This is a genomic window from Allomuricauda sp. TY007 (assembly GCF_010468565.1).
Classification (GTDB): Bacteria; Bacteroidota; Bacteroidia; order Flavobacteriales; family Flavobacteriaceae; genus Flagellimonas.
In genome coordinates, this window is sequence record NZ_WUEG01000008.1 from 63,017 (window position 1) to 86,749 (window position 23,733).

Below are 23,733 nucleotides of genomic sequence, written 5' to 3' on the forward strand. Positions count from 1 at the left end.
GAAAATAGCTTCTATTCGAATTGGATGGCTTTTACCGGCGTTATTTTAGTGATGATGTACGATGGCACCAAAAGCATCAGCAAACAGAGCAACATTACCCCGATATTCAAAAGTAAGATGGTTGGCATATCCATGTGCACGGGAATGTAGTCGATGTAATATTCCTCGGGATTCGGAAATTTGAACATACGGTACTTATTCTGAAGAAAAATGAGTCCCAGACCTATGAGGTTGCCCCAAAAAAGCCCGATGGCGATCAAATAGGCAGCGTTGTACAAAAAGACCTTTCGGATGCTCCAATTGGCAGACCCCAATGCTTTTAAAATTCCTATCATTTGGGTTCGCTCTAAAATCAAGACCAACAAAGCTGTGATCATGTTGATACCGCCAACAATGATCATAATGCCAATGATCAGGGCAATATTAAAATCAAAAAGGCCTATCCATTCAAAAATGCGGTAATATTTACTTTTGATGTTTTGCGTATCCAAAACGGATACCGTTTTACCGTAGATTTCGTTGCTTTTTTCTTCCAATTGGTCAAAATCATCGATAAAAACCTCAAAATTACCAATTTGGTTTTCTTTCCATTTGTTCATCCGTTGAATGTGGCGAATATCCACAAACACATAAGTCTCATCAAACTCCTCAAAACCGCTATCATAAATACCAACGATCTTAAACCTCCTATTGTTGGGCATTTTGGAGGCATCACCATCCCGAAGAAAAAAGGAAAAGAAGGTATCGCCAACTTTTAACCGTAATCTATTGGCCATTAAACTGGATATGAGCACCTCCTCGTTCAGTTTACCGCCATAATCGGGCAATCTGCCCTCGACCAGATATTCTTTAAAGGTGCTCCAATCGTAATCGGTTCCCACGCCTTTGGCCAGCATACCTTCAAAAGTATCGGCTGTTCGGATAATCCCACCTTTGGTGGCCACCGCCTGTACGTGCCTTACGCCTTCTATATTCTTAAACTCAGGATAAAAATCTTGATTTATAGAAACCGGCGTCAGCGAAACCTCGGAATTGTTGTTGTCGAAATTGGAAATTTGGATATGGCCATTGAATGCGGCGACCTTTTCGCGAATTTTATTTTTTAGGCCGACACCCGTTGCAATGGCAATGAGCATCATTACCACACCGATTGCGATTGCAGCGATTGCAATTTTTATTATCGGGGCGGAAATACTAATTTTATGTTCCTTCCCTGTAACCAGGCGTTTGGCAATAAATAACTCTAAATTCAACGAATGCCCATTTTATCTAAGATCAAAAGTACAGTTTTATTGTTGTTTTTGGTGTTTTCATCATGCAAGGGACAACAAAAAGAGGCTATTTCTGCTTCAGAACCCTCAACCGAAGCACCTGCTCCCATTAAAGTGGCCGCTAATCGTACCGAAGTTTATCTCCCCCTTTTAAAAGGTAAAGCAGTAGGTGTAGTTGCCAACCCAACTAGTGTTGTTTTTAACGAACAAGGGCATACACATTTAGTGGATTCCCTACTTTCCTCTGGTGTTGATGTGAAGCAAGTTTTTGCCCCCGAACACGGTTTTAGAGGTACAGCTGATGCCGGGGAACATGTTAAAGATGGTGTGGACACCCAAACTGGCCTGCCCATAACCTCCCTTTACGGCAAAAACCGTAAACCTTCCAAAGAACAACTGAGCAATTTGGATGTCGTTGTTTTTGATATTCAGGATGTGGGAGTTCGATTCTACACCTATATCGCCACCTTACAACTGGTGATGGAAGCCTGTGCCGAAAATGATATACCCATTATTGTTTTGGACAGACCCAACCCCAACGGGCACTATGTAGATGGCCCTACCATGATGAAAGAACACACCGGTTATTTGGGAATGAACACGATTCCGTTGGTCTACGGGATGACGATTGGCGAATATGCCCAAATGTTGAACGGCGAGGGGTGGTTGGAAAATGGCAGCAAAGCTGATTTAACGGTTATTGAATTGCAAAATTATACACACGAATCCGAATATCATTTGCCTATTAGACCCTCTCCAAATTTGCCCAACCACACATCAATTACGCTTTACCCCAGCTTGGGCTTGTTTGAAGGCACCAATGTGAATGCAGGACGTGGCACCGAGTTCCAATTTCAACGTTATGGGACATCGTTTATGGATAGTACAGCCTATGATTTTAGTTATGTGCCCGAACCCAATTTTGGCTCTAAATATCCAAAAGAGGAAGGCAAGACATGTTATGGTCGAGACCTATCCAAAACCCCCAGAATGAACGAAGTGACTATGGAATGGATCATTGATGCCTACAACAACACCTTGGACAAGTCCAACTTCTTTTTAACAAGCGGTTTCACCAAACACGCAGGCACTCCCTTACTTCAAAAACAGATTGAGCAAGGTATGACAAATGAAGAAATCAAGGCCACTTGGCAAGCGGATTTGGCAAACTTTAAAAAAATACGAGCGAAGTACTTGATTTATGATTGATTTAAACGCTGACACGCCTGCCACTAGGCAGGAATTGCACAAATACCCCTCTTTGTTCATTCTGATTTTAGCGAAGAATCTTTACGTCACCCTGAACTCGTTTCAGGGTCTCACTCCAATGGGATTCCGAAACAAGTTCGGAATGACGGTCAATAGTAATTGACACGAATTTAACAAATGTTTTGTCCTCTTGAACTTGTTCACGTCATTTCGAACCGAAACCCAATTGGTATTGGGTGGAGTGTGAGAAATCCATTTTATGAAGCTTGAGATTTCTCAATCGATGCTTCGCATCTCATTTCGAAATGACTTTTCATCGTCATGCTGAACTGGTTTCAGCATCTCATAGGAGTGGCACGGAATGACAATTTGTTTGTCTTTTTAAATTATCAAGGCCGTGGATTGGATTTAGAATCATTCGGATTGTCCCCTTGAGGGAACCTGAGAGGTGTTGTTGAAATATGTTTTTTGACACGAATTGCTCGAATTTTCCAGAATTGGATTTTCGTCATTTCGAACGGATGTGAGAAATCTGAGGTTAGCTGAGATTTCTCAATCGCCGCTTCGCATCTCATTCCGAAATGACCTCTTGATTTTCTGTGGTCGGTCTACGATATTTATGAAAAGGCTGCTTTAGCAAACCTTTAATGCTGCTGTTCTCCTTTTCATCGGGAAAGGTATCCACTCCGTAAACAATATCTTTTACGTCCATCGACATGTACGTACCAAATAATCTGTCCCAAATGGAGAAAATGTTTCCGTAGTTGGAATCGGTATAAGGTAACTGATAATGATGGTGGACTTTGTGCATATCAGGGCTTACAATAATCCAACTGATGACACTGTCCACCCTTTTTGGCAAACGAATATTAGCGTGATTGAACTGTGAGAACACCACGGATAAACTTTGATACAGCATAATTATACCAATTGGCGCCCCTACAAGTATAACACCTGCCAAAGTAAATGCATATCGAATCAAACTTTCCAATGGATGGTGCCTGTTGGCAGTCGTGGTATCCACATTGTGATCGGAATGGTGTACTAAATGAACCATCCACAAAGGTTTTACTTTGTGTTCTACCCAATGGGCCGCATAAGCACCTATCAAATCCAAAAGCATCACCCCGAGCAAAACATAAAGCCACAAAGGCATCTCTGGCAGCCAGTTAATGATACCAAATTGGTTTTCCACCGCCCAATCCGATGATTTTAACAACAAAAATGCCAGCGGAAAATTCACGATAATTGTGGTCAACGTAAAAAAGAAGTTGGGAACGGAATGTCGCCATTTTTTATAGGGAACATTGAAAAGTGGTACCACACCTTCCAAAATCCAGAAAAAAGTGATTCCGCCCACCAAAATCAGGCTGCGGTGCCAAGAGGGAATGGTATCGAAATAAGAAATCAGTTGCTCCATTCCTTCAAATATAGCAAATCATTAAAATTTTATGGATTTTTTCATCTCCTCCACAATATTATATGCAGCAGGACAAATTGCTACATTTTTTAAGGTAAGGTTGGTTATCTGTTGGAACTTTTTTCTATCCGTATGCGGAAACTCGCGGCAGGCTTTGGGGCGAACGTCGTAAATAGAACAGTAATTATCGACCCCTAAAAAAGTACAGGGCACACTTTGCAATACATAGTCGTTTTCTTCATCAACCCTTAAATATTCATCTATAAACTGGGAGGGCTTCATCCTAAAATATTTAGAAATCCTGTTAATATCAGCATTGGTGAACAACGGACCCGTAGTTTTGCAACAATTGGCACAGGTGAGGCAATCCGTGCGTTCAAATTCCGTTTCGTGCAGTTCCTGCATCGTATAATCCAGGTCTTTGGGAGGGCGCTTTTTTAACTTGGCAAAAAACTTTTTGTTCTCTGCATGTTTTTCCTTGGCTCTTTGGGGTAATTCTTCCAAAATTTCATCCATAACAAAACAAACATTTCTTATCTATAATGTACCAAAGCTCTTATAAAACGTCATACTGAACTTGTTTCAGCATCCCACAACCAATAGCACTCAATACTTTATGATGAGACCCTGAGACAAGCTCAGGGTGACGTACATTTTTATGTGCAGACAAACATTCAAGAACAAACTTATCCATTTTAAGGCTTTCCAAACAATTAAAATCACACCTTTGTAAAATAAATGCGAAACATGGCAGATGTTTTTGGAAGGGCCCTATTGGATTATCAAAAAGGGGACTATACGGAGGACATTAAAACGTATTCATCTTTAGATGAAGAAGATGTAATACCCGTTCCCTATTTGTTCCGAGAGTTTGATGAAATGCCTAAAATTGAGCAAAAAGCACTTCAATTAGCTCGTGGAAAAGTCTTGGACATTGGTGCCGGTGCTGGAAGTCATGCCCTTTATCTACAAAACAAAGGATTTGATGTCACCGCCTTGGACAATTCTGAAGGATGCATTGCCGTTTGCAAGGAAAGAGGCATCCGTTCAACAGTTGTGAGTGATGTTTTGGATTATGCCAATGAACGTTACGATACCTTGCTTCTACTTATGAATGGCATTGGATTGGCAGGCAAACTGAACAATTTAAGCCGTTTTCTACTGCATTTGGCCTCATTATTGCAGCCCAACGGACAGATTCTGTTGGATTCCAGCGATATTGTTTACATGTTTGAACAGGATGAAGATGGTGGTTACTGGATTCCCAATGATGGAACCTATTATGGCGAAGTAGTTTTTGAAATGGAATATAAAGGCCAAAAAGGCAAAGCGTTTGATTGGGTTTACGTAGATTTCGATACCTTGCAAAACGCTAGCGAATCCAATGGATTGGATTGCGAACTTGTAATTTCTGGTGAGCATTTCGACTATTTGGCTAAGCTCACATTAAAGAAATAATAGTTTCCGATGCGGAACGTTTTAGTACATATTGACTTGTTATGAAAAAAATTGCGCTTTACGCTTTATGTAGTTTTGGATTACTGATAAGCTGTTCCAAGGATTCGGATATCTCATCAGCGGATTCCACCATTAACATTGACAAATCTGGAAATCGCCTATCCACAGGGGCTTCTGCTAGAAACTTGTTATCCAATGATACTTTTGACAAACTTTTGATTGAAATTGATTATGTCACCGGTTTTGCCCCCACCGCTGGAGCCATTGCCAATTTTGAGGAGTTTTTAAGGACGTACACCCACAAAGAAAACATTGAGCTTAAATATACTGCACTATCCTCTCCGGATGAAGAAACATTGACCCTTGAAGAAGTAGTTGACCTTGAAAATGAAAACAGGGACGAGTATAACAATGGCTCAACATTGGCCATTTATATTTACTTTGCCGATGCCCCTGCCGACAGCGACGATGATAGTGAAGGACTAGTAACCTTAGGAGCTGTGTATCGCAATACTTCCATGGTCATTTACGAATCTACCGTAAAAAAAATAGCCAACAGCAGCACATCAGTAAGTACTGAAGAGGTTGAGACTGCCACGCTCTTGCATGAGTTCGGCCATTTATTCGGTCTGGTTAATTTGTCAACCCAATCCGTGAACGAGCACGAAGATCCCGAATCCGACAACCATTGCAATGTGGATGGTTGTTTAATGCGCTCGGAACTGGAATTTGGGTCTTCTTTGCTTAAACAAATGGAAAAAAATGCTTCCAAAGGCTTGGCTACCATTCCAGATTTGGGTCCCGAATGTATTTTGGACCTTCAGAAATATGGGGGGCGTTAATCTTTTAGCTTAAGGAATATTCAAATACTTATGGGTCTGTAGGGAAACTTTCCATTTCGGATGCTTCATTACATAATCCACAATTTGCGGAACCATTTTGTCACGAACACTCCATTCGGGTTGTAGGTAGAGTATGCAATCATCACTTACTTGCGCAGCTTGTTCCTCGGCAAAAATAAAATCGTGCTTGTTGTAAATAATGACCTTAAGCTCGTGGGCTTTTTTATAAATATCGCCCACGGGAAGTTTGTTTTTTTTAGGCGACAGGCAAATCCAATCCCAAACACCCGTCAATGGATAAGCTCCAGAGGTTTCGATATGAATCTTCATGTTTTTGGCCTTAAGCCCTTGGGTCAATGGGCCCATGTCCCAAGTAAGCGGCTCACCTCCTGTAATAACAATGGTATCCGAATATTTTTCAGCATTGGCTATAATACTATCAATAGGTGTTGGGGGATGTGTTTCGGCATTCCAACTTTCCTTAACATCGCACCAATGGCAACCCACATCGCAGCCGCCGATTCTTATAAAATAAGCAGCCGTACCTTTATGGTAACCTTCCCCTTGAATGGTATAAAATTCTTCCATCAGGGGCAACATCAAGCCCTTTTCCACCAAATCCATCACGTTTTCTTCCATCATGGTGCAAAGATAATTCACTTCTATGGTTTGGCCCTATTTTACGGCAATAACATCAATTTCTATGCTACCGTTGGCCGCAATGCCTTTAGCTGCAAAGGTGGTTCGAGCTGGTTTTTTGGTGAAATATTGGGTGTAAACTTCATTAAAGGCCGAAAAATCATCAATATCGGCCAAAATCACGGTGCATTTTACCACATGCTCCAAGGTCATATCATGTTGTGCCAAAACGGCCTCGATGTTTTTAATGGCCTGTTCAGTTTCAGCTTTGACCCCGCCTTGAACAAGTGTGCGAGTCGTATGGTCCATCCCTATCTGGCCAGCCAAAAAGTACATATTACCAGCCTGTACCACATCACTAAAAGGAGCGTTTTGTTTTTTGGGCTCATGCGACTTATGGAAAATAATATCGGTGGTTTCTTGTGCATAGGAAGTGGCCATTGCCCCTCCCATCAAAATAGACAATATTGCATAGTGGAAAGGTTTCATAATCTCATTTTTAGTTTTGCTTAAAATTACCCTATTTTTATCGGAAATTGAACAGGATGGGCAGCAAAGAAGAATTCTTTGAACACATAGAACAAGGTTACAGCATGAAGGGCGATTACATCACCTTGGGTGCCGGAATGTTGGATGGCGAAACCATGACCAACGCTTACATAAAGGTTCCCTTAAAAATGATGAATCGCCATGGCCTAATTGCAGGGGCAACGGGAACCGGAAAGACAAAATCGTTGCAAGTTCTGGCCGAAAACCTATCCGACAAAGGGATTCCCGTGTTGCTCATGGACCTTAAAGGTGATCTTAGTGGCATTGCCCAACCCAGCCCCGGACATCCAAAAATTGATGAACGTCAAGAAAAAATAGGCCTACCATTTGAAGCCAAGGGGTTTCCCGTGGAAATCATGTCGCTTTCTGAACAGAACGGTGTTCGCTTGCGGGCCACGGTATCTGAGTTTGGTCCTGTATTGCTTTCCAGAATCTTGGACCTGAGCGTTGCCCAAGAAGGTATTGTTGCTGTAGTATTCAAATATTGTGATGACAACAAGCTGCCACTCCTTGACCTCAAGGATTTTAAAAAAGTACTGCAATATGCCACTGGCGAAGGGAAAGAGGAGTTCCGAAAGGAGTACGGTCGTATTTCAACCAGTTCCACGGGAACCATTTTGAGGAAAATTATTGAACTGGAGCAACAAGGTGCCGACCTCTTTTTTGGGGAAAAATCTTTTGATGTGGAAGATTTGGTCAGAATTGATGAAAACGGTCGTGGCTATGTGAATATTATCCGTTTGACCGATATCCAAGACCGTCCGAAACTCTTCTCGACCTTTATGTTGAGTCTTTTGGCAGAAATCTACTCCACTTTTCCCGAACAAGGGGACAGTGACAGACCAGAGCTGGTGCTGTTCATAGATGAGGCCCACCTGATTTTTGATAATGCCAGCAAAGCACTTTTGGACCAGATTGAAAGTATTGTGAAACTAATTCGTTCCAAGGGAATCGGACTTTATTTTGTGACCCAAAACCCAACCGATGTACCAGATGACGTTCTAGCGCAGTTGGGCTTAAAAGTTCAGCATGCGCTCCGTGCTTTTACCGCCAAAGACCGAAAAGCCATAAAACTAACAGCACAGAACTATCCCATTTCCGATTATTACGATACGGCAGAGGTATTGACTTCGTTGGGAACCGGAGAGGCTTTGATATCCGCCTTGGACGAAAAAGGACGCCCAATGCCATTGGCAGCAACAATGATGCGAGCGCCGATGAGCCGTATGGATATTTTGAACGATGATGAGATAAAAGATGTACTGGGCCAGTCCAAATTAATTAAAAAATACAATGAGGAGATAGACCGTGAAAGCGCCTACGAAATCCTCAATGAAAAAATTGAAAGAGCGGAAAAAGAAGCCGAAAAGGAAGAAAAATCAACATCCCAAAGGTCTTCCAGCAGAAGAAGCACCCGAATGAATCCTGTGGTTAAAGTTTTAACCAGTGCTACATTCATCAGAGGTGTTTTAGGAGTATTAAAAAAAGTGATTCGATAATATATATGAAAAAGACAAGCCGAGCAATTGCCCTGTTTTTTGGGGTTGCAATAATCCATTCTTGCCAAAGGGATACCACATTCTTGATTACAGAAACCAGTGTTGGACCATTGACCCAGACCACCAAGGTCAGTGAATTGGAAAGCACCTTTGTGAAAGATTCCGTTGTTGGAGACACAGCCCGAATCAACTTGGGTACATCCGCCAAAAAAATCGAAGTATTTGAAAAGGGAGGCAAACACCTCTTGACCCTGACCCCAAATTCTGATAGCATCCCCACTGTTCAGAATGTTAGAATTATGGATTCCAGATATGTATCAGAAAAAGGAATTGGGCTTCAAAGTACTTTTAAGGATATCCAAAACAAATATGATATCAAAAAAATTGTGACGACTTTAAACAGTATTGTGGTCTTCCCAAAAGGTAGCAATCTTTATTTTACCATTGACAAGGAAGAGTTGCCCGAGAGTTTACGCTACTCAACTTCGGATATTGAAGCGGTACAAATACCGGACAATGCCAAAATCAAATATTTGATGTTGGGATGGGAATAGTTTAACTGGGTTAAAGCAAGCCGAATTTTTCGCGGTTGGCCAAAACCTTTGGACTGTTATCGTGCATCCATTCGGCCAATTCCAGAAGTTTTTCCACATAAGATTGCCCAAAATCCGTGAGACTATACTCTACACGGATAGGTACTTCAGGATACGCTTTACGGGCAATGTAACCGTCCGCCTCAAGAACTTTTAAGCGTTGGCTCAACACCTTATTGGATATTCCGTAAACATATTTCTTGAGTTTGTTGAACCGGAGCAAAGGAAAATATCCCAGCCAAAGAAGAATCAATATACTCCATTGGTCAGAAGCTACGGACATTACATCGCGAACCGGGCATAATTCGGGCGGGTTCTTGTAATCTATATGTCCAAACATTTTTTCTAATTTTTTTACCGTCCTAATTTTCTGATTATCAGCGATAGTTTCCATTTACACACTTAGTTTTCAATCCTTCACTTCTTTTGTTTTCTAAAATGAATATGTACTTTTAGTATCAAATTAAGAGTAAGTTACAAAAAGTAACCTTATGAAAAAACTACTCAACAAAATACTCCCATTGGCCTACGGGCAATACTATAATGTTTATACACTTATTGCACCCAAAAAAGCGGCCGATAGTGCTTTTCATTTGTTCTGTACAGTCAGAAAAGGGAGGGTTCGACCGGAACAAGCAGCCTATTTGGACGGAGCCAAACTAGCCATTGAAGAGGTTGCAGAGCATAAAATACAATCCTACCATTGGCCAGGGAACAAAGAAACCGTTTTGTTGGTTCATGGTTGGGAGAGCAACACCTTTAGATGGCGCAACCTTATCAAAAAACTTAAGGAAGCTGATTTCAACATTATTGCTTTTGATGCACCTTCGCATGGCTATTCTTCTGGAAAACACTTATATGTGCCTTTGTATGAGGAAGCTGTAAACTATATGGTAACAAAGTACAATCCAAAACATTTGATTGGGCATTCGGTGGGCGGTATGACCATTATTTACAACCAATATAAAAATCCAAGCGCCTACGTTGAAAAAATGGTCACCATTGGTTCTCCATCGGAATTCCACGAGATTATGGAGCACTTTCAAGATTTGTTAAAGTTCAATAATAGGGTGATGAAATACTTGGATAAGTACGTATACAACCGCTTTGGATTCCGGATTGATGAGTTTTCTACTTCCAGATTCGCACAATCCATCAGTAAAAAAGGGTTGTTGTTTCATGATAGGTATGACAACATTACACCTTACCATGCCTCTGTGGCGGTAAATAAAAATTGGAAAGACAGTACGTTGATAAGTACCGAGGGATTGGGACATTCCATGCATCAAGACGATGTGAACGACCAAATCATATCTTTTTTGGAAGCTTGACAAAGTTGTCCTAATTTTCAAGAAAAATAGACCATGCAAAAAATAACCCCTTTCCATGTTGCCGTGCCTGTCCACAATTTAGATGAATGCAGAACCTTTTATCGCGATGTGCTTGGTTGTGAAGAAGGAAGAAGTGCTGAACAATGGGTGGATTTCAACTTTTTTGGACATCAATTCGTGATTCATTATAAGCCAAAGTCCGAAGAAGATACACATACCAATCCTGTTGATGGTAAAAATGTACCTGTGCCCCATTACGGCGTGGTTTTGCCATGGGATACCTTTCAAACATTTTCCAAAACATTAATAGAAAAGGGTATCGATTTTGTAATTGAACCTTACATTCGGTTTAAAGGGGAACCTGGGGAACAGGCGACCATGTTCTTTTTAGATCCTGCCGGCAATGCTTTGGAATTCAAGGCTTTTAAGGATATGGGGCAGTTATTTGCTAAATAAGTTTGGGGCATGAAAAAATATAACAAACTAATTGCATCCATCGCTATTGCCGTTACACTTTGCTACCTTTTATACAGTTTTACCGCCAAAAGGGACATAACTAACAACTCAAGTTGGGTTCAGTTGTTCAACGGGAAGAATCTTGATAATTGGACGGTTAAAATTCATCATTATGAGGTTGGAGATAATTTTGGCGATACATTTAGGGTAGAAGATGGTATTTTAAAAGTACGATACGATAAATATGAAGGTGATTTCAACAGTCGTTATGGCCATTTGTATTATGACGAACCTTTTTCGAGCTATCATCTTGCTGTGGAGTATCGTTTTGTGGATGGTTGGTATGAAACGGCTCCAGAGTACACCATGTTGAACAGCGGAATTATGTTTCACTCCCAAGATCCGCGAACCATGCCAAAAGAACAGGATTGGCCTATTTCAGTTGAGCTACAATTACTTGCTGGCATTACCGAAGGTGTACCCAGACCAACCGGAAACATGTGTTCTCCCGGAACGGATGTTGTATTTGAAGGCCAAGTGGACCCTCGGCACTGCATTGAGTCCACCAGTGACACCTACCCTGTAGGGGAATGGGTTCGCGCTGAACTTATTGTACATGGAGACTCTTTGGTTACCCATATAATCAAAGGCAAAAAAGTGTTGGAATATACTAAACCACAAATTGGAGGTGGTGTGGCCAATGGCTATGATGAGAAGATAAAAATTGATGGCACTCCACTGAAAAAAGGATTTATTGCACTTCAAAGTGAAGGACAAGCCATAGATTTCAGAAAAGTTGAAATAAAAGTTCTAGAGGAAGGGGATTGACCCATTAATCAATGGTAAGGCCTTTTCTTTGTACCCAGAAGTAGGCAAAAACCATATTGGGCAGCCAACAAAGCCAGGCAACTATTTTGTAGGCCAGTAAAAACTCTCCGAATATGATAGTTAGGAGCGGTAGCCAAATACGAAGGGTGACCGCTGCAAAACAAGCTGCGTAGCTGTAGATCATTAAACCTTGATGCAGGGAAAGGTCTTTGTTTTTTACCGCAATATAGGCTCGTAGGGTAGTAAAGAGCCAAATCACTCCAAGACTTATAAAGCCCAAGGATGAAACAATGCCGCCAGTGGCAAAAAACCCAAGGTATACACCGCACAATCCACTTATCAAAGCGGATAACACATATACTTTCCCAATATTTCTATGCCATTTTAGGTGTTTGGACCTCCACTTTTTGACAAACTGAGACCAACCCACCAACAGAGCCAAGCCTCCAAAACTGATATGGCCGTAAAAGGCTGTTTTCCACAGTGTACTTGCCAATAGTTCATTGGATTTGTTCATTAAAAGTCCAAAATCCTCGGTCGCGAATATATAGATCAGTGGGTAGAGACCTATTCCAATGGCCAAAAACACAAAAACCACCCAAGCTACTTTGTTCCTAACCGTTTGAGACATATTGCCTTATTTACCAAGAAGTAAGTTATCGATTATTTGGATATAAAAACAAGAAAATGAGCCGTAATTCGTTATAAACGTACAAATTAGGCCTTCGAGGCATATCCAAATCTTACGAGTATGAAGACAATTTTACTTTTGGTCACCCTTATTTTTTCTGCCATGGCAGTATCCAGCTGCACCAATGACGAAAGTGACACCGAGTTTGAATTTTTAACACCCGAAGAAGAGCAAGAAGCTGCTTTAAAAACTGAAATAAAGCAGAAAGAAATTAACTAAGTACTTAGGCATTGTGACGCTCTCGTGCCAACAAGGTGTTCTTGAGCAACATGGCAATGGTCATAGGTCCCACACCACCCGGTACTGGCGTAATGTACGATGCTTTTTTGCTTACATGCTCAAAATCCACATCCCCTGTGATGTAATATCCTTTTTCCTTGGTTTCATCTGGTACTCGGGTAATCCCCACATCAATGATGGTAACTCCATCCTTGACCATATCCGCCTTTAAAAACTTTGGAACTCCCAAAGCAGATATCACAATATCCGCCTGAAGCGTTAATTCCTTTAAGTTTTTGGTTCTACTGTGCGCCAAGGTCACGGTAGAGTTTCCCGGATTCCCCTTTTGGCTCATTAAAATACTGATGGGCCTGCCCACAATATGGCTCCTACCGATAACCACGGTGTGCTTCCCTTCGGTTTCTACTTTATAGCGCTTTAACAATTCCATAATACCAAATGGAGTTGCTGAAATGAAGGTTTCCATATCCAAGGCCATTTTCCCAAAATTGGTGGGGTGAAATCCATCCACATCCTTATCGGGATCTACGGCCATAAGCACCTTTTCCTCATCAATATGTTTGGGCAAAGGAAGTTGGACAATGTAGCCATCTATGGCTGGGTCGTTGTTCAATTGGTGCACTTGCTTTAGCAAATCTTCTTCCGTGGTCTCTTCGGGAAGATGGATCAATGTGGATTCGAACCCAATTTTTTTGCAGGAACGCACTTTGCTGCCCACATAAGTTAGACTAGCGCCATCGTTACCAACCAAAACGGCTGCCAAATGAGGGACTTTTTCGCCCCGTTCTTTCATTTGGGCCACCTCAACGGTGATTTCTTCTTTAATCTGGTTCGATACTTTTTTTCCGTCGAGGATTTCCATGGGTTGTGTTGGTATTTGGTTCTGACTTCTGACTTCTGACTTCTGACTAAAGTTATCTCATGTTCTGCATCATCTGCATCATCTTCTTGCCTCCGCCACCTTGCATCATCTTCATCATTTTGCTCATTTGATTGAATTGCTTGAGCAACTGGTTCACTTCTTGTATGGAAGTTCCACTACCGGCAGCAATTCGTTTTTTGCGGCTTGCGTTCAATTTGGACGGTGTAGATCGTTCTTCGGGCGTCATGGAATGGATAATGGCTTCAATATGCTTGAAGGCATCATCATCAATATCCAATCCTTTCAAGGCTTTTCCTGCGCCAGGAATCATTCCCATGAGGTCCTTCATATTCCCCATTTTCTTGATTTGCTGAATCTGGCTCAAGAAATCATCGAACCCGAATTTATTTTTGGCAATTTTCTTTTGAATCTTACGTGCCTGTTCTTCATCGAACTGCTCTTGTGCACGCTCCACCAAGGACACCACGTCTCCCATACCAAGGATACGGTCGGCCATTCGGGATGGGTGAAACACATCTATGGCTTCCATTTTTTCCCCAGTACCGATAAACTTGATGGGCTTGTCCACCACGGATTTAATGGAAATGGCGGCACCACCTCGAGTATCACCATCGAGCTTGGTTAAAATAACCCCATCAAAATTCAGGACATCGTTAAAGGCCTTCGCGGTATTCACGGCATCCTGACCTGTCATGGAATCCACAACAAACAAGGTTTCCTGTGGCTCAATGGCTTTGTGGATGTTGGAGATTTCGGTCATCATCTGCTCGTCCACGGCCAAACGACCTGCGGTATCGATGATCACTACATTGCACCCAACACTTTTTGCATGGGCAATACCTGCCTTGGCAATGGCAACAGGGTCGTTGTTATCCCTATCGGAATATACTTCTACCCCTATTTGGTCCCCGACTACGTGCAATTGATCTATCGCCGCTGGACGGTACACATCACAGGCTACCAAAAGTGGCTTCTTTGTTTTCTTGTTTTTGAGATAATTGGCGAGTTTACCTGAAAAGGTGGTTTTACCCGAACCTTGCAGACCTGACATTAAAATTACCGATGGGCTGCCTGAGAGGTCTATATCTTCTGATTCGCCTCCCATAAGTTCGGTAAGCTCATCTTTAACCAATTTTACCATGAGCTGGCCAGGTTGAAGAGAGGACAATACATTTTGGCCTAGTGCCTTCTCTTTGACCGTGTTGGTAAATTCCTTGGCTATTTTAAAGTTAACATCGGCATCGAGCAAAGCTCTTCGAACTTCCTTAAGGGTCTCTGCTACATTGATTTCCGTTATCTGGCCATGTCCTTTGAGGACGTGGAGTGCCTTGTCTAATTTTTCGCTTAAATTATCGAACATGTGTTCTTTGTTTTAAAGAGGCACAAATTTAAGAATAATATAAAGAAAAAGGACGGCTTTGGGGCTAGCCGTCCTTCTTTTGGAAAAAAAAGATTGGGGAAAAATTCTATGGTTTCTCGAACACCAAGGTATCCAAAGAACCATCATCGCTTTCATCAGTTAGTTCAATTCGTGTGGAAGTAATAGAAACCACCTTCCAATCATTGGTCAACCCTACAAAATCATCTCCTGTATCAAAATTGATATAGAACTTCAAACCTTCTTCCGAATCTCTTAGTACCCTCCAAAGACCATTGGCCACAGGGTCTGCATTGATCAATACTTCCATCTGGTGCATCGTCGAGAAGTTAAACTCCATTCCCGTGTAAGCAGTTGTCAGTTGTATTTCTCCCTCTTGGTACAGGGCGATATTCCAAGGGCCGTCCATGGCAATGTTCCTAATTTCGGTAACATCGCCATCATCCGCACTATCATCGCATACTCGCAGAAGTACCATTTCATTGTCTGAGTCATCAATATTAAACTTAAATCGGCTATCTGTAAGCTCACTGATGGGCCACTCATAACTCACCTCTGGCTCGCCTTCCATAGTAATCATAAGAGATAATTTCAATTGACTGTTGAGTCCGATGTCCCAACTGCCTTGTGAAACATTTACACCATTGCCAAGGATAACCGTTCCTCCTGTCTTAAACTGGAATTCATATCCAAGAAGCCTTTTGATCTCACCCCCTTGGTTTATTACCTTTTTTACAATCCATTCACATTCTTGCAGCATTGAAATCAAGGTTTCCCTATCTACTTCGGACGGTTCTGCATCACAACGTTCTTTAAGTATTATTTTGTTGCCATTGTCCTTATAGAGCTTTATAAGATTATCGTCCAATTCATATACGTACCAACCCAAAGTAAAGTCGGCAACAGCTTCAAAATCAACATTCAAGAGCACACCGTTTTCCGCCACGCTGGTAGTCCATGTTCCAGTTATACTGGTAGTTGCACTGGCGAGTACTACTGTTCCATCTTGGGAAAAGGTCATCAACTGTTCAAAATATTGCTCTGTATTATCGACCTCATCGCGGATTACTTGTCTAACTTCCAGAGGACAGGCCAGCAAAAGGTCATTAAGTTCCTCTAAAGTGAAATCATCATCGTTATAATCATTATCATCGTCCTCATCACATTCATTTTTGGATGTTTCCAGTGCTGCGGCAAGTTCCGCATTGCTCCTGACCGTAATTTGGGTGCCATCATGTTTTTTTAGAGTAACGGGGAACTGTATGCTAATCAGTTCATTGTCGCCAAGTTCATCAAAAAACCTCCTCATACCTAGGTCGTTCTTTATCTCTACCTGATCGGATTGTTGGTTATCCACACCAAAAGTGAACAAGGTAATTGGGTAAACAAAGTCGATACACTCTATATCGTCATCGTCGCCCCCTTCAATACACTCACGGGCCATTTTTTCAAGCTCACCATAGTTTTTAATGCTTATCTCGGTAAAATCGGAAAGGGTAACTGTAATGGGAAAAGCAATGTCCAAAACGTCGTTGTCGTCGTCCAATTCATCAAAAATTTCTTCAACGATTTCCAAATCACTTTTAGAATCGATTGTCACATCAACCCCATTTACATTCACTGTATAAGGAAATTGTATGGCAAAACAACTGGCACCATCGACAATATTGTCAAAAGAACCATCATATGAAGACGTATTTTTAATCAATATAGCCGTTGTAGAATTGGCTGCAATGGCCTGTCCTTCGCCGCCTTGGTCAATCTCTTCGTATTCTTCCTGACAAGAGGACAAACTTAAAACAAGTACAACCAGTACTGTGCGCAACAAGTTGTCAATCAACTTTTTCATAACTTTTGAATTTTGGGGTTATAATTCAATCTTAAAACAACCCTTCTTAAAAAAACCCTACTTTTTCTTAAAAATTTTCAAATATATTTGAACCGAAAAACAAACCCCCATCCATGAGCAACGTATGCGAAGATCATGTTTTCAGCAAAGTTTTTAAGACCCACTCCAAAACGGTCTTCAATTATATCTTTTACAAATTTGGGAATGAGGAAAAGGCTCACGACGCCGTTCAGGAAGCATTTGTAAAATTATGGCAAAACTGTGCAAAGGTAAGTCCGGAAAAAGCAAAATCCTACGTTTACACCATTGCCAATAATCTATATTTAAATGTAATCAAGGCAGAAAAGGTTAGATTAAAACATGCTGACAGCCTTGTTAAGGACAGAACAAATGAGTCTCCAGAATTTTTGATGGAGGAAAAAGAATACAAGGAAAAATTGGACAATGCCCTTAATGCTTTGCCCGAAAACCAAAGAACTACTTTTTTGCTCAACCGGATTGATGGAAAAAAATATGCGGAAATTGCAGAAATGGAAGGAGTGAGCATAAAAGCCATTGAAAAAAGGATGCATTTGGCACTCAAGAGCTTACGGGAACATATTGATGGTATTTAAAGTAGATAAAGATAGACGACAGAAAAGAGACAGAAGCCATTGAACTTGATGTTGGAAGCGCGAAGTCAGTTGGCAGTTGGCAGTAGCCCCAGCTTTTGTCGTTTGGCCCTGATCCACGGATCTATGCTCTTGAACTTGAACTTGAACTTGAAAGGTAGGGTATTTTAAAAGGTAGTTGTTATTATAACGTAAAGCATAAAACCCATGCAAGAAAATTATTTGGCAAAATGGCTCAGTGGAGAGCTTTCAGAAGAGGAACTTAGGGAGTTCGAAAATTCCCGAGAGTTTGCCTCGTATCAAAAGCTCAAGGATGCTTCAAGCAAATTAAAGGCCCCCGATTTTGACACGGAAAAAGCCTTGCAGCGCTTGAAAAAAGAGCATATTGACAATGCACCAAAGGTGATTTCCCTGAACCCTTTCAAGAAATTCCTGAGAGTTGCTGCCGTTATTGCCATACTCCTTGCCGGTTCTTATTTTTACGTGAACACCCTAAACGAAAAAGTTACCACGGAATACGCAGAGCGTTCCGAGGTTATACTGCCCGATAATTCCGAAATCTTTTTGAACGCAGATTCACAGGTGTCCTTCAATAAAAAGAATTGGGACAATAAAAGAAATGTTGATTTAAAAGGAGAAGCTTTCTTTAAGGTCGCAAAAGGAAAAAAATTCACGGTTTCCACCAAACACGGAACGGTTGCCGTTTTGGGCACACAATTTAATGTGGAAAATAGAAAAGGTTTCTTTGAGGTGACTTGCTACGAAGGTTTGGTAAGCGTCACCTACAATAACAAAGAGACCAAATTGCCTGCTGGAACTTCTTTCTTGATAATCAATGGCAAAATTGTTGACGTTGGGAGACCCAATGGCACGCTACCATCTTGGATGAACAATGAAAGTAGCTTTGAGAGCATACCCCTAAAATATGTTTTTGCCGAGCTTGAAAGACAGTTCAATATAAAGGTGTCCTCAAAAAATATTGATGAAAATCTCTTATTTACAGGTTCTTTCAACAACACAGACCTAAATATGGCGTTAAAAAGTATAAGTACCCCCTCCAAAACACGTTACAAAATAGAAGGAGACAACGTACTTTTTTATGCTGGGAACACACAACAATAAGCATTTAGGCCTCGTCCTTGTTTTTTTGCTTTTCATACTCTGCGCCGCCAATGCGCAGGAAAGGCAACAATCCCCCATTGGCCTTATTTCCTATATAAAAACGTTGGAAAACCGTTTTAACATCAAGTTTTCCTATCTCAATGAAGATTTGGAAGGACTCACCATTTCCATTCCCGAAAACCTTAACTCACTGGAAGGAATTCTACAATACATTGAAGATAAATTTCGTGTAGAAACAAAAAAACTCAATGAACGGTACTACACCCTTACCAAAGAAAACCGCGTAAACCTTTGTGGCGTAGTACTGGATAATTTTGAAGAAAACACGGTAATAGGTGCAACCGTAGAGGTATTGGGAACCAATATTGCCAAAATTACCGACAACAATGGCCGCTTTACCATGGAAAACATCCCCCGTGATGCCTCACTCAAAATTCGCTACTTGGGCTACATTACCAAATATGTAAAGGTCGAAACCCTATTGCAACAAGGTGGATGCCCTAAAATACTATTGGCACAGCATTACGAACAATTGAATGAAGTATTTGTGTACAAATACCTTACCTCAGGAATCATAAAGGAAAAAGATGCCAGTATTACTCTGAAAACTGACGAATTTGGCATCCTTCCAGGATTGATAGAACCGGACATCCTGCAAACCGTACAAGCCCTACCTGGTATTAAGAGTATAGATGAAACGGTATCGGACATTAATGTACGGGGAGGGACCAACGACCAAAACCTAGTGCTTTGGAACGGCATCAAAATGTATCAATCCGGGCACTTTTTTGGTTTGATATCCGCTTTTAATCCCTACCAAACAGATAAGGTGACCATATACAAAAATGGAACCCCGGCAAATTTTGGCGACGGGGTGAGCAGCGTTATCCAAATGGAAACCGGAAATACCATTACCAATATTTGGAAAGGGGGAGGTGGATTTAATCTGATAAGTGGAGACGTTTATGGAGAAATTCCAATAACCGACAAGCTCTGCATTCAATTTTCGGCCAGGCGTTCGGCAACCGATTTTTTGAGTACTCCCACTTACAAACAGTTTTTCAACAGGGCCTTTCAAGATAGTGAGATAACGGTTGAAAACAACAGTTCGGCCGATAATGAATTCATCAGGGACGAAGACTTTTTCTTTTACGACTTTTCCGGAAAAATCCTTTACGACCTCAACAACGACCACAAAATCCGACTAAGTGCCATTCACATCAAAAACAATTTAAAGTACGAGGAAACCAATGTTTCCGCCAATGAAACCAACATAAGCCTATTAAAACAGGACAACTTATCGGTGGGTGGGCAGTTGCAGTCCGATTGGTCAGATAGATTTTCATCACACATCAACATGTATTACTCGAGATACAACCTGGATGCCCAAAACGTTTTTGCCAATGAAGTGCAGCAATTGTTCCAAAACAATCAAGTAACGGAAAACGCCCTAAAACTTAACACAAAATATATCCTTACCGATGAATTCAGTTGGAACAACGGCTACCAATATATAGAAACAGGTATTATCAATGCCACTAAAATCAACCAGCCTGACTTTAACAGTAAAGTAAAAGGCGTTATAAGGACCCATGCCCCCTTTTCTCAAATCAATTATAATTCACCAGAAAACAAGTTCATTGGAAAAATCGGTGCCCGCTTTAACTTTATTGAGAACCTGGACACGTTCAAAAAGTTTTTGATCGAACCAAGGATCAACCTGAATTTTAAGTTGGCCAATTATGTAAGAGCCGAAATTTTGGGTGAGTTTAAAAGCCAGACCACCAACCAGATCATAGATTTGGAACAAAACTTTTTAGGTATTGAAAAGCGACGGTGGATTCTGTCCAACGATAGCACACTTCCTGTTACCAAAAGCAAACAAGGTTCCGTTGGCATCAATTACGAAAAAAACAATTTTTACGTTGGGGTCGAAGGTTTTTACAAAAATGTGGACGGAATAAGTACCAGCACACAAGGATTCCAAAACCCACATCAGTTTTCGGGTGAAATTGGGAGTTACGATGTTAAAGGAGCTGAGCTGCTCATCAACAAAAAAGGAGACAATTACAGTACATGGTTGAGCTATGCTTACAATAAAAATGATTATACTTTTGATTCGATAGTACCGCAGTCCTTTCCCAATAATTTGGACATAAGGCACACGCTTACCTTTGCAAGTACCTATACTTATAAAGACTTGAAGTTAAGTATTGGACTAAACTATAGAACAGGAAAACCTTTTACGGAGCCTATGGAAGGTGATGAAGGTTTGAACCAAGATTTTTTTCCACCCAGAATCAATTATCAATCTCCGAACAGTAGCCGATTGCCGGAATATTTTAGGGCGGACGCCTCCGCCATCTATAATTTTCAGTTAAGTAGAAGCATTGGTGCCAATGCGGGACTTTCCATTCTAAATTTTACGAATAGAAAAAATACGCTCAACAGATATTACCGTGTAAACGCGGATGATGAGATTGAAACCGTAGAAAACGTTTCGCTGGGCATTACGCCCAATGTAAGTTTTAGGGTGAGTTTTTAAATTTTGTAGATTTATCTCATCAATCTCCCCGATTCAGCAAGTCTGAATCACCCCTCTTTTGCAAAGAGGGGAGCTATTAAAAGAGAGATTGATGAAAAAAAGAATCCATAATCGCAAAGAATTAGAACATTTCCGAAAAAAGTTGAGAAAGAACTTAACCCCTGCCGAAGCCTTTCTGTGGCGACATCTAAAAGCTAGAAAATTACAGGGAAGGCGTTTCAACCGTCAGCATAGCATCAAAAACTATATTGTAGATTTTTATTGTGCATCTGAAAAGCTGGTGATTGAATTGGATGGAGCTGTTCATAATACACCTCAAGCACAAGAATACGATGCAAAACGTACTAAGGTTTTGAATGAATTAGGTTTTACCGTAGTCCGCTTTGAGAATAAAATGGTATTTGAAAATTTGGAATCCGTACTCTCGGAAATTTCAGAACATTTTAAATAATCCCACAGGCTTCTCCCTTTAAAAAGGGAGATGTGTTTTGACATTAAGTCAAAACACAGAGGGATTATTACATCCGCTCAGGAACATTAATACCCAATAAGCGGAACGCCGACTGAATCACCTCTCCCACTTTTTGGGACAACTGCACCCTAAAGTTTCTCTTCTGCTCATCGGTTTCGCCCAAAATGGATACTTGCTGATAAAAGGAATTAAATTCTTTTACCAAATCATAAGTATAATTGGCAATCAAGGCAGGGCTAAAGTTTTCCGCCGCCAACTGAACTGTTTCGGGAAACAATTGGATCTGTTTCAACAACTCCTTCTCCTTCTCGTGTAGGTCCATGGAGGTCTCGACTGCGCTCGACCCAACATCCTCTGCCTTGCGCAAAATAGATTGAATCCTAGCATAGGTATACTGAATAAACGGCCCTGTGTTCCCTTGAAAATCTACCGATTCTTCAGGGTTGAACAAAATACGTTTCTTAGGATCCACTTTTAAGATGTAATATTTCAAGGCACCCAAACCTATGGTTCGGTACAATTGTCTTTTTTCTGCTTCGGAATAGCCATCCAACTTGCCCAATTCTTCAGAAATGGATTCAGCGGTATCTTCCATATTTTTGATAAGGTCGTCCGCATCCACTACGGTACCTTCCCTACTCTTCATTTTGCCGCTGGGCAAATCCACCATTCCATAACTCAAATGGAACAACTGCTCCGCCCAAGAATAACCCAGTTTTTTTAAGATAAGGAACAAGACTTTAAAGTGATAATCCTGTTCATTGCCCACAGTATATACCATTCCCTTGATATCCGGATGGTCTGTCACCCTTTGAATGGCCGTCCCGATATCTTGAGTCATATACACTGCCGTGCCGTCGGAACGCAGTACAATTTTTTCATCCAAGCCTTCATCGGTAAGGTCTATCCAAACACTACCATCTTCTTTTTTGAAGAAAACGCCTCGTTCCAGACCATCTTTTACCACATCACGGCCTAGTAAATAGGTGTCGCTCTCGTAATAAAGGGTATCAAAATCAACCCCCAAGTTTTTGTAGGTAATATCAAAACCATCGTACACCCAACCGTTCATTTTTTTCCAAAGTGCCACAACATCATCATCTCCAGCCTCCCATTTACGAAGCATTTCTTGGGCCTCCAATAAAATTGGCGCCTCCTTTTCAGCCTTTTCTTTGGGTGTGCCCGATTCGACCAATTCGGCAATCTGTTCTTTGTAGGCTTTATCAAAGGCCACATAGTATTTCCCCACCAAATGATCTCCCTTTAAACCAGAAGATTCAGGAGTCTCTCCCTTGCCAAACTTTTGCCAGGCCAACATACTTTTACAAATATGGATGCCACGGTCGTTGATAATCTGGGTTTTGTAGACCTTTTTGCCCGAAGCCTTTAAGATTTCTGCTACTGAATATCCCAAAAGATTATTACGAATGTGCCCCAAGTGCAACGGCTTATTGGTATTGGGAGATGAATATTCCACCATCACGGCATCATCCGACTGGGATTTTACATAACCAAAATCTGTTTCATCAAAAATACCGTTGAAGAAATTAAGGTAGTAGCTATCAGCAATAACAATGTTCAAAAAGCCCTGTACCACGTTGCATTTTAACACTTCATCAACATTCTCAACCAAGTACTCCCCTATCTTAGTTCCAATCTGAACCGGGTTTCCTTTCACAAGGCGCAACATAGGGAATACCACTACGGTAATATCGCCCTCAAAATCCTTTCGGGTAGGTTGAAATTCCACCGTGGGCAAGTCAACTTGGTACAGTTGTTTTACCGCCTCGATTACTTTTTGGGTCAAATCGTTCTGCAAACTCATCTATAAAGGCTTTTCAGGGCGC

Annotated in this window: 24 protein-coding genes; 13 read left to right on the top strand and 11 right to left on the bottom strand. The window is 41.2% G+C overall.

The genetic code is table 11. The annotated features are described in order from the left end of the window. Nucleotides 1-11: 11 nt before the first annotated feature. Nucleotides 12-1,253: an FtsX-like permease family protein gene (locus tag GO009_RS10135; protein WP_163626100.1), complete on the bottom strand. Its 1,242-nt coding sequence runs from the start codon at nucleotides 1,251-1,253 to the stop codon at nucleotides 12-14. 3 nt (nucleotides 1,254-1,256) lie between these two features. Between GO009_RS10135 and GO009_RS10140 the strand changes: the two genes are divergently transcribed. After that, nucleotides 1,257-2,480 carry an exo-beta-N-acetylmuramidase NamZ domain-containing protein gene (locus tag GO009_RS10140; RefSeq protein ID WP_163626101.1) on the top strand — a complete coding sequence of 408 codons (1,224 nt, stop codon included), beginning with the start codon at nucleotides 1,257-1,259 and terminating at the stop codon, nucleotides 2,478-2,480. Nucleotides 2,481-3,051: 571 nt separating this feature from the next. On the opposite strand, the gene GO009_RS10145 is transcribed toward GO009_RS10140, so the two are convergent. Both GO009_RS10145 and GO009_RS10150 read right to left on the bottom strand, forming a co-directional pair. Further along, the gene (locus GO009_RS10145) at nucleotides 3,052-3,900 is read right to left on the bottom strand and encodes a sterol desaturase family protein (RefSeq protein WP_163626102.1); all 849 of its coding nucleotides are present in this window, start codon (nucleotides 3,898-3,900) and stop codon (nucleotides 3,052-3,054) included. A gap of 21 nt (nucleotides 3,901-3,921) precedes the next feature. Beyond that, nucleotides 3,922-4,416 carry a YkgJ family cysteine cluster protein gene (locus GO009_RS10150; RefSeq protein ID WP_163626103.1) on the bottom strand — a complete coding sequence of 165 codons (495 nt, stop codon included), beginning with the start codon at nucleotides 4,414-4,416 and terminating at the stop codon, nucleotides 3,922-3,924. A 231-nt stretch (nucleotides 4,417-4,647) separates the two neighbouring features. Between GO009_RS10150 and GO009_RS10155 the strand changes: the two genes are divergently transcribed. Together GO009_RS10155 and GO009_RS10160 are read left to right on the top strand one after the other, a co-directional pair. Beyond that, a complete protein-coding gene (locus tag GO009_RS10155; protein ID WP_163626104.1) occupies nucleotides 4,648-5,358 on the top strand; it encodes a bifunctional 2-polyprenyl-6-hydroxyphenol methylase/3-demethylubiquinol 3-O-methyltransferase UbiG in 711 nt (236 codons plus the stop codon). 41 nt (nucleotides 5,359-5,399) lie between these two features. Continuing rightward, a complete protein-coding gene (locus GO009_RS10160; protein WP_163626105.1) occupies nucleotides 5,400-6,200 on the top strand; it encodes a hypothetical protein in 801 nt (266 codons plus the stop codon). 9 nt (nucleotides 6,201-6,209) lie between these two features. On the opposite strand, the gene GO009_RS10165 is transcribed toward GO009_RS10160, so the two are convergent. Both GO009_RS10165 and GO009_RS10170 read right to left on the bottom strand, forming a co-directional pair. Then, a complete protein-coding gene (locus tag GO009_RS10165) occupies nucleotides 6,210-6,842 on the bottom strand; it encodes a 7-carboxy-7-deazaguanine synthase QueE (RefSeq protein ID WP_163626225.1) in 633 nt (210 codons plus the stop codon). A 33-nt stretch (nucleotides 6,843-6,875) separates the two neighbouring features. Then, the gene (locus GO009_RS10170; protein ID WP_163626106.1) at nucleotides 6,876-7,328 is read right to left on the bottom strand and encodes a RidA family protein; all 453 of its coding nucleotides are present in this window, start codon (nucleotides 7,326-7,328) and stop codon (nucleotides 6,876-6,878) included. A gap of 56 nt (nucleotides 7,329-7,384) precedes the next feature. Between GO009_RS10170 and GO009_RS10175 the strand changes: the two genes are divergently transcribed. Continuing rightward, nucleotides 7,385-8,887 carry a helicase HerA-like domain-containing protein gene (locus GO009_RS10175; protein WP_163626107.1) on the top strand — a complete coding sequence of 501 codons (1,503 nt, stop codon included), beginning with the start codon at nucleotides 7,385-7,387 and terminating at the stop codon, nucleotides 8,885-8,887. Nucleotides 8,888-8,892: 5 nt separating this feature from the next. After that, the gene (locus GO009_RS10180) at nucleotides 8,893-9,441 is read left to right on the top strand and encodes a hypothetical protein (protein WP_163626108.1); all 549 of its coding nucleotides are present in this window, start codon (nucleotides 8,893-8,895) and stop codon (nucleotides 9,439-9,441) included. Nucleotides 9,442-9,451: 10 nt separating this feature from the next. Here GO009_RS10180 and GO009_RS10185 read toward each other — a convergent pair whose 3' ends face one another. Next, the gene (locus GO009_RS10185; RefSeq protein ID WP_239057442.1) at nucleotides 9,452-9,820 is read right to left on the bottom strand and encodes a helix-turn-helix domain-containing protein; all 369 of its coding nucleotides are present in this window, start codon (nucleotides 9,818-9,820) and stop codon (nucleotides 9,452-9,454) included. A 151-nt stretch (nucleotides 9,821-9,971) separates the two neighbouring features. Here GO009_RS10185 and GO009_RS10190 point away from each other — a divergent pair, with 151 nt between their 5' ends. From GO009_RS10190 to GO009_RS10200, 3 genes are read left to right on the top strand one after another with little or no spacing between them, the layout of a single operon-like run. Beyond that, nucleotides 9,972-10,811, top strand: coding sequence for an alpha/beta fold hydrolase (locus GO009_RS10190; RefSeq protein ID WP_163626110.1), 840 nt, complete (start codon nucleotides 9,972-9,974; stop codon nucleotides 10,809-10,811). 33 nt (nucleotides 10,812-10,844) lie between these two features. Then, nucleotides 10,845-11,267 (top strand): VOC family protein, encoded by a 423-nt coding sequence (locus GO009_RS10195; RefSeq protein ID WP_163626111.1) that lies wholly within the window; start codon nucleotides 10,845-10,847, stop codon nucleotides 11,265-11,267. A 9-nt stretch (nucleotides 11,268-11,276) separates the two neighbouring features. After that, nucleotides 11,277-12,095, top strand: a complete 819-nt coding sequence (locus GO009_RS10200) for a DUF1080 domain-containing protein (RefSeq protein ID WP_163626112.1) — start codon at nucleotides 11,277-11,279, stop codon at nucleotides 12,093-12,095. A gap of 4 nt (nucleotides 12,096-12,099) precedes the next feature. Here the strand turns inward: GO009_RS10200 and GO009_RS10205 are convergent, their stop codons facing one another. Next, the gene (locus GO009_RS10205; RefSeq protein WP_163626113.1) at nucleotides 12,100-12,726 is read right to left on the bottom strand and encodes a DUF2306 domain-containing protein; all 627 of its coding nucleotides are present in this window, start codon (nucleotides 12,724-12,726) and stop codon (nucleotides 12,100-12,102) included. Between the two features lie 120 nt (nucleotides 12,727-12,846). Here GO009_RS10205 and GO009_RS10210 point away from each other — a divergent pair, with 120 nt between their 5' ends. Further along, nucleotides 12,847-13,005, top strand: a complete 159-nt coding sequence (locus GO009_RS10210) for a hypothetical protein (RefSeq protein WP_163626114.1) — start codon at nucleotides 12,847-12,849, stop codon at nucleotides 13,003-13,005. A gap of 4 nt (nucleotides 13,006-13,009) precedes the next feature. On the opposite strand, the gene folD is transcribed toward GO009_RS10210, so the two are convergent. The 3 genes from folD to GO009_RS10225 form a co-directional block, all read right to left on the bottom strand. After that, nucleotides 13,010-13,888: a bifunctional methylenetetrahydrofolate dehydrogenase/methenyltetrahydrofolate cyclohydrolase FolD gene (folD, locus tag GO009_RS10215; RefSeq protein WP_163626115.1), complete on the bottom strand. Its 879-nt coding sequence runs from the start codon at nucleotides 13,886-13,888 to the stop codon at nucleotides 13,010-13,012. A gap of 52 nt (nucleotides 13,889-13,940) precedes the next feature. Next, nucleotides 13,941-15,269 carry a signal recognition particle protein gene (gene ffh, locus GO009_RS10220; RefSeq protein ID WP_163626116.1) on the bottom strand — a complete coding sequence of 443 codons (1,329 nt, stop codon included), beginning with the start codon at nucleotides 15,267-15,269 and terminating at the stop codon, nucleotides 13,941-13,943. 106 nt (nucleotides 15,270-15,375) lie between these two features. Continuing rightward, nucleotides 15,376-17,136, bottom strand: a complete 1,761-nt coding sequence (locus GO009_RS10225; RefSeq protein ID WP_163626117.1) for a hypothetical protein — start codon at nucleotides 17,134-17,136, stop codon at nucleotides 15,376-15,378. Nucleotides 17,137-17,249: 113 nt separating this feature from the next. Here GO009_RS10225 and GO009_RS10230 point away from each other — a divergent pair, with 113 nt between their 5' ends. From GO009_RS10230 to GO009_RS10245, 4 genes are all read left to right on the top strand, one after another. Beyond that, nucleotides 17,250-17,750 (top strand): RNA polymerase sigma factor, encoded by a 501-nt coding sequence (locus GO009_RS10230; RefSeq protein WP_163626118.1) that lies wholly within the window; start codon nucleotides 17,250-17,252, stop codon nucleotides 17,748-17,750. A gap of 204 nt (nucleotides 17,751-17,954) precedes the next feature. Further along, nucleotides 17,955-18,869: a FecR family protein gene (locus tag GO009_RS10235; protein ID WP_163626119.1), complete on the top strand. Its 915-nt coding sequence runs from the start codon at nucleotides 17,955-17,957 to the stop codon at nucleotides 18,867-18,869. Next, complete coding sequence (locus GO009_RS10240; RefSeq protein WP_163626120.1) at nucleotides 18,847-21,414, top strand: carboxypeptidase-like regulatory domain-containing protein; 2,568 nt, start codon at nucleotides 18,847-18,849, stop codon at nucleotides 21,412-21,414. Before GO009_RS10235 ends, GO009_RS10240 begins: the two co-directional genes overlap by 23 nt. Nucleotides 21,415-21,505: 91 nt before the next feature. Continuing rightward, complete coding sequence (locus GO009_RS10245) at nucleotides 21,506-21,865, top strand: endonuclease domain-containing protein (protein ID WP_163626121.1); 360 nt, start codon at nucleotides 21,506-21,508, stop codon at nucleotides 21,863-21,865. Between the two features lie 67 nt (nucleotides 21,866-21,932). Here GO009_RS10245 and argS read toward each other — a convergent pair whose 3' ends face one another. Then, entirely contained in the window at nucleotides 21,933-23,711 is a 1,779-nt protein-coding gene (gene argS, locus GO009_RS10250) for an arginine--tRNA ligase (RefSeq protein ID WP_163626122.1), read from the bottom strand. Nucleotides 23,712-23,733 lie beyond the last annotated feature (22 nt).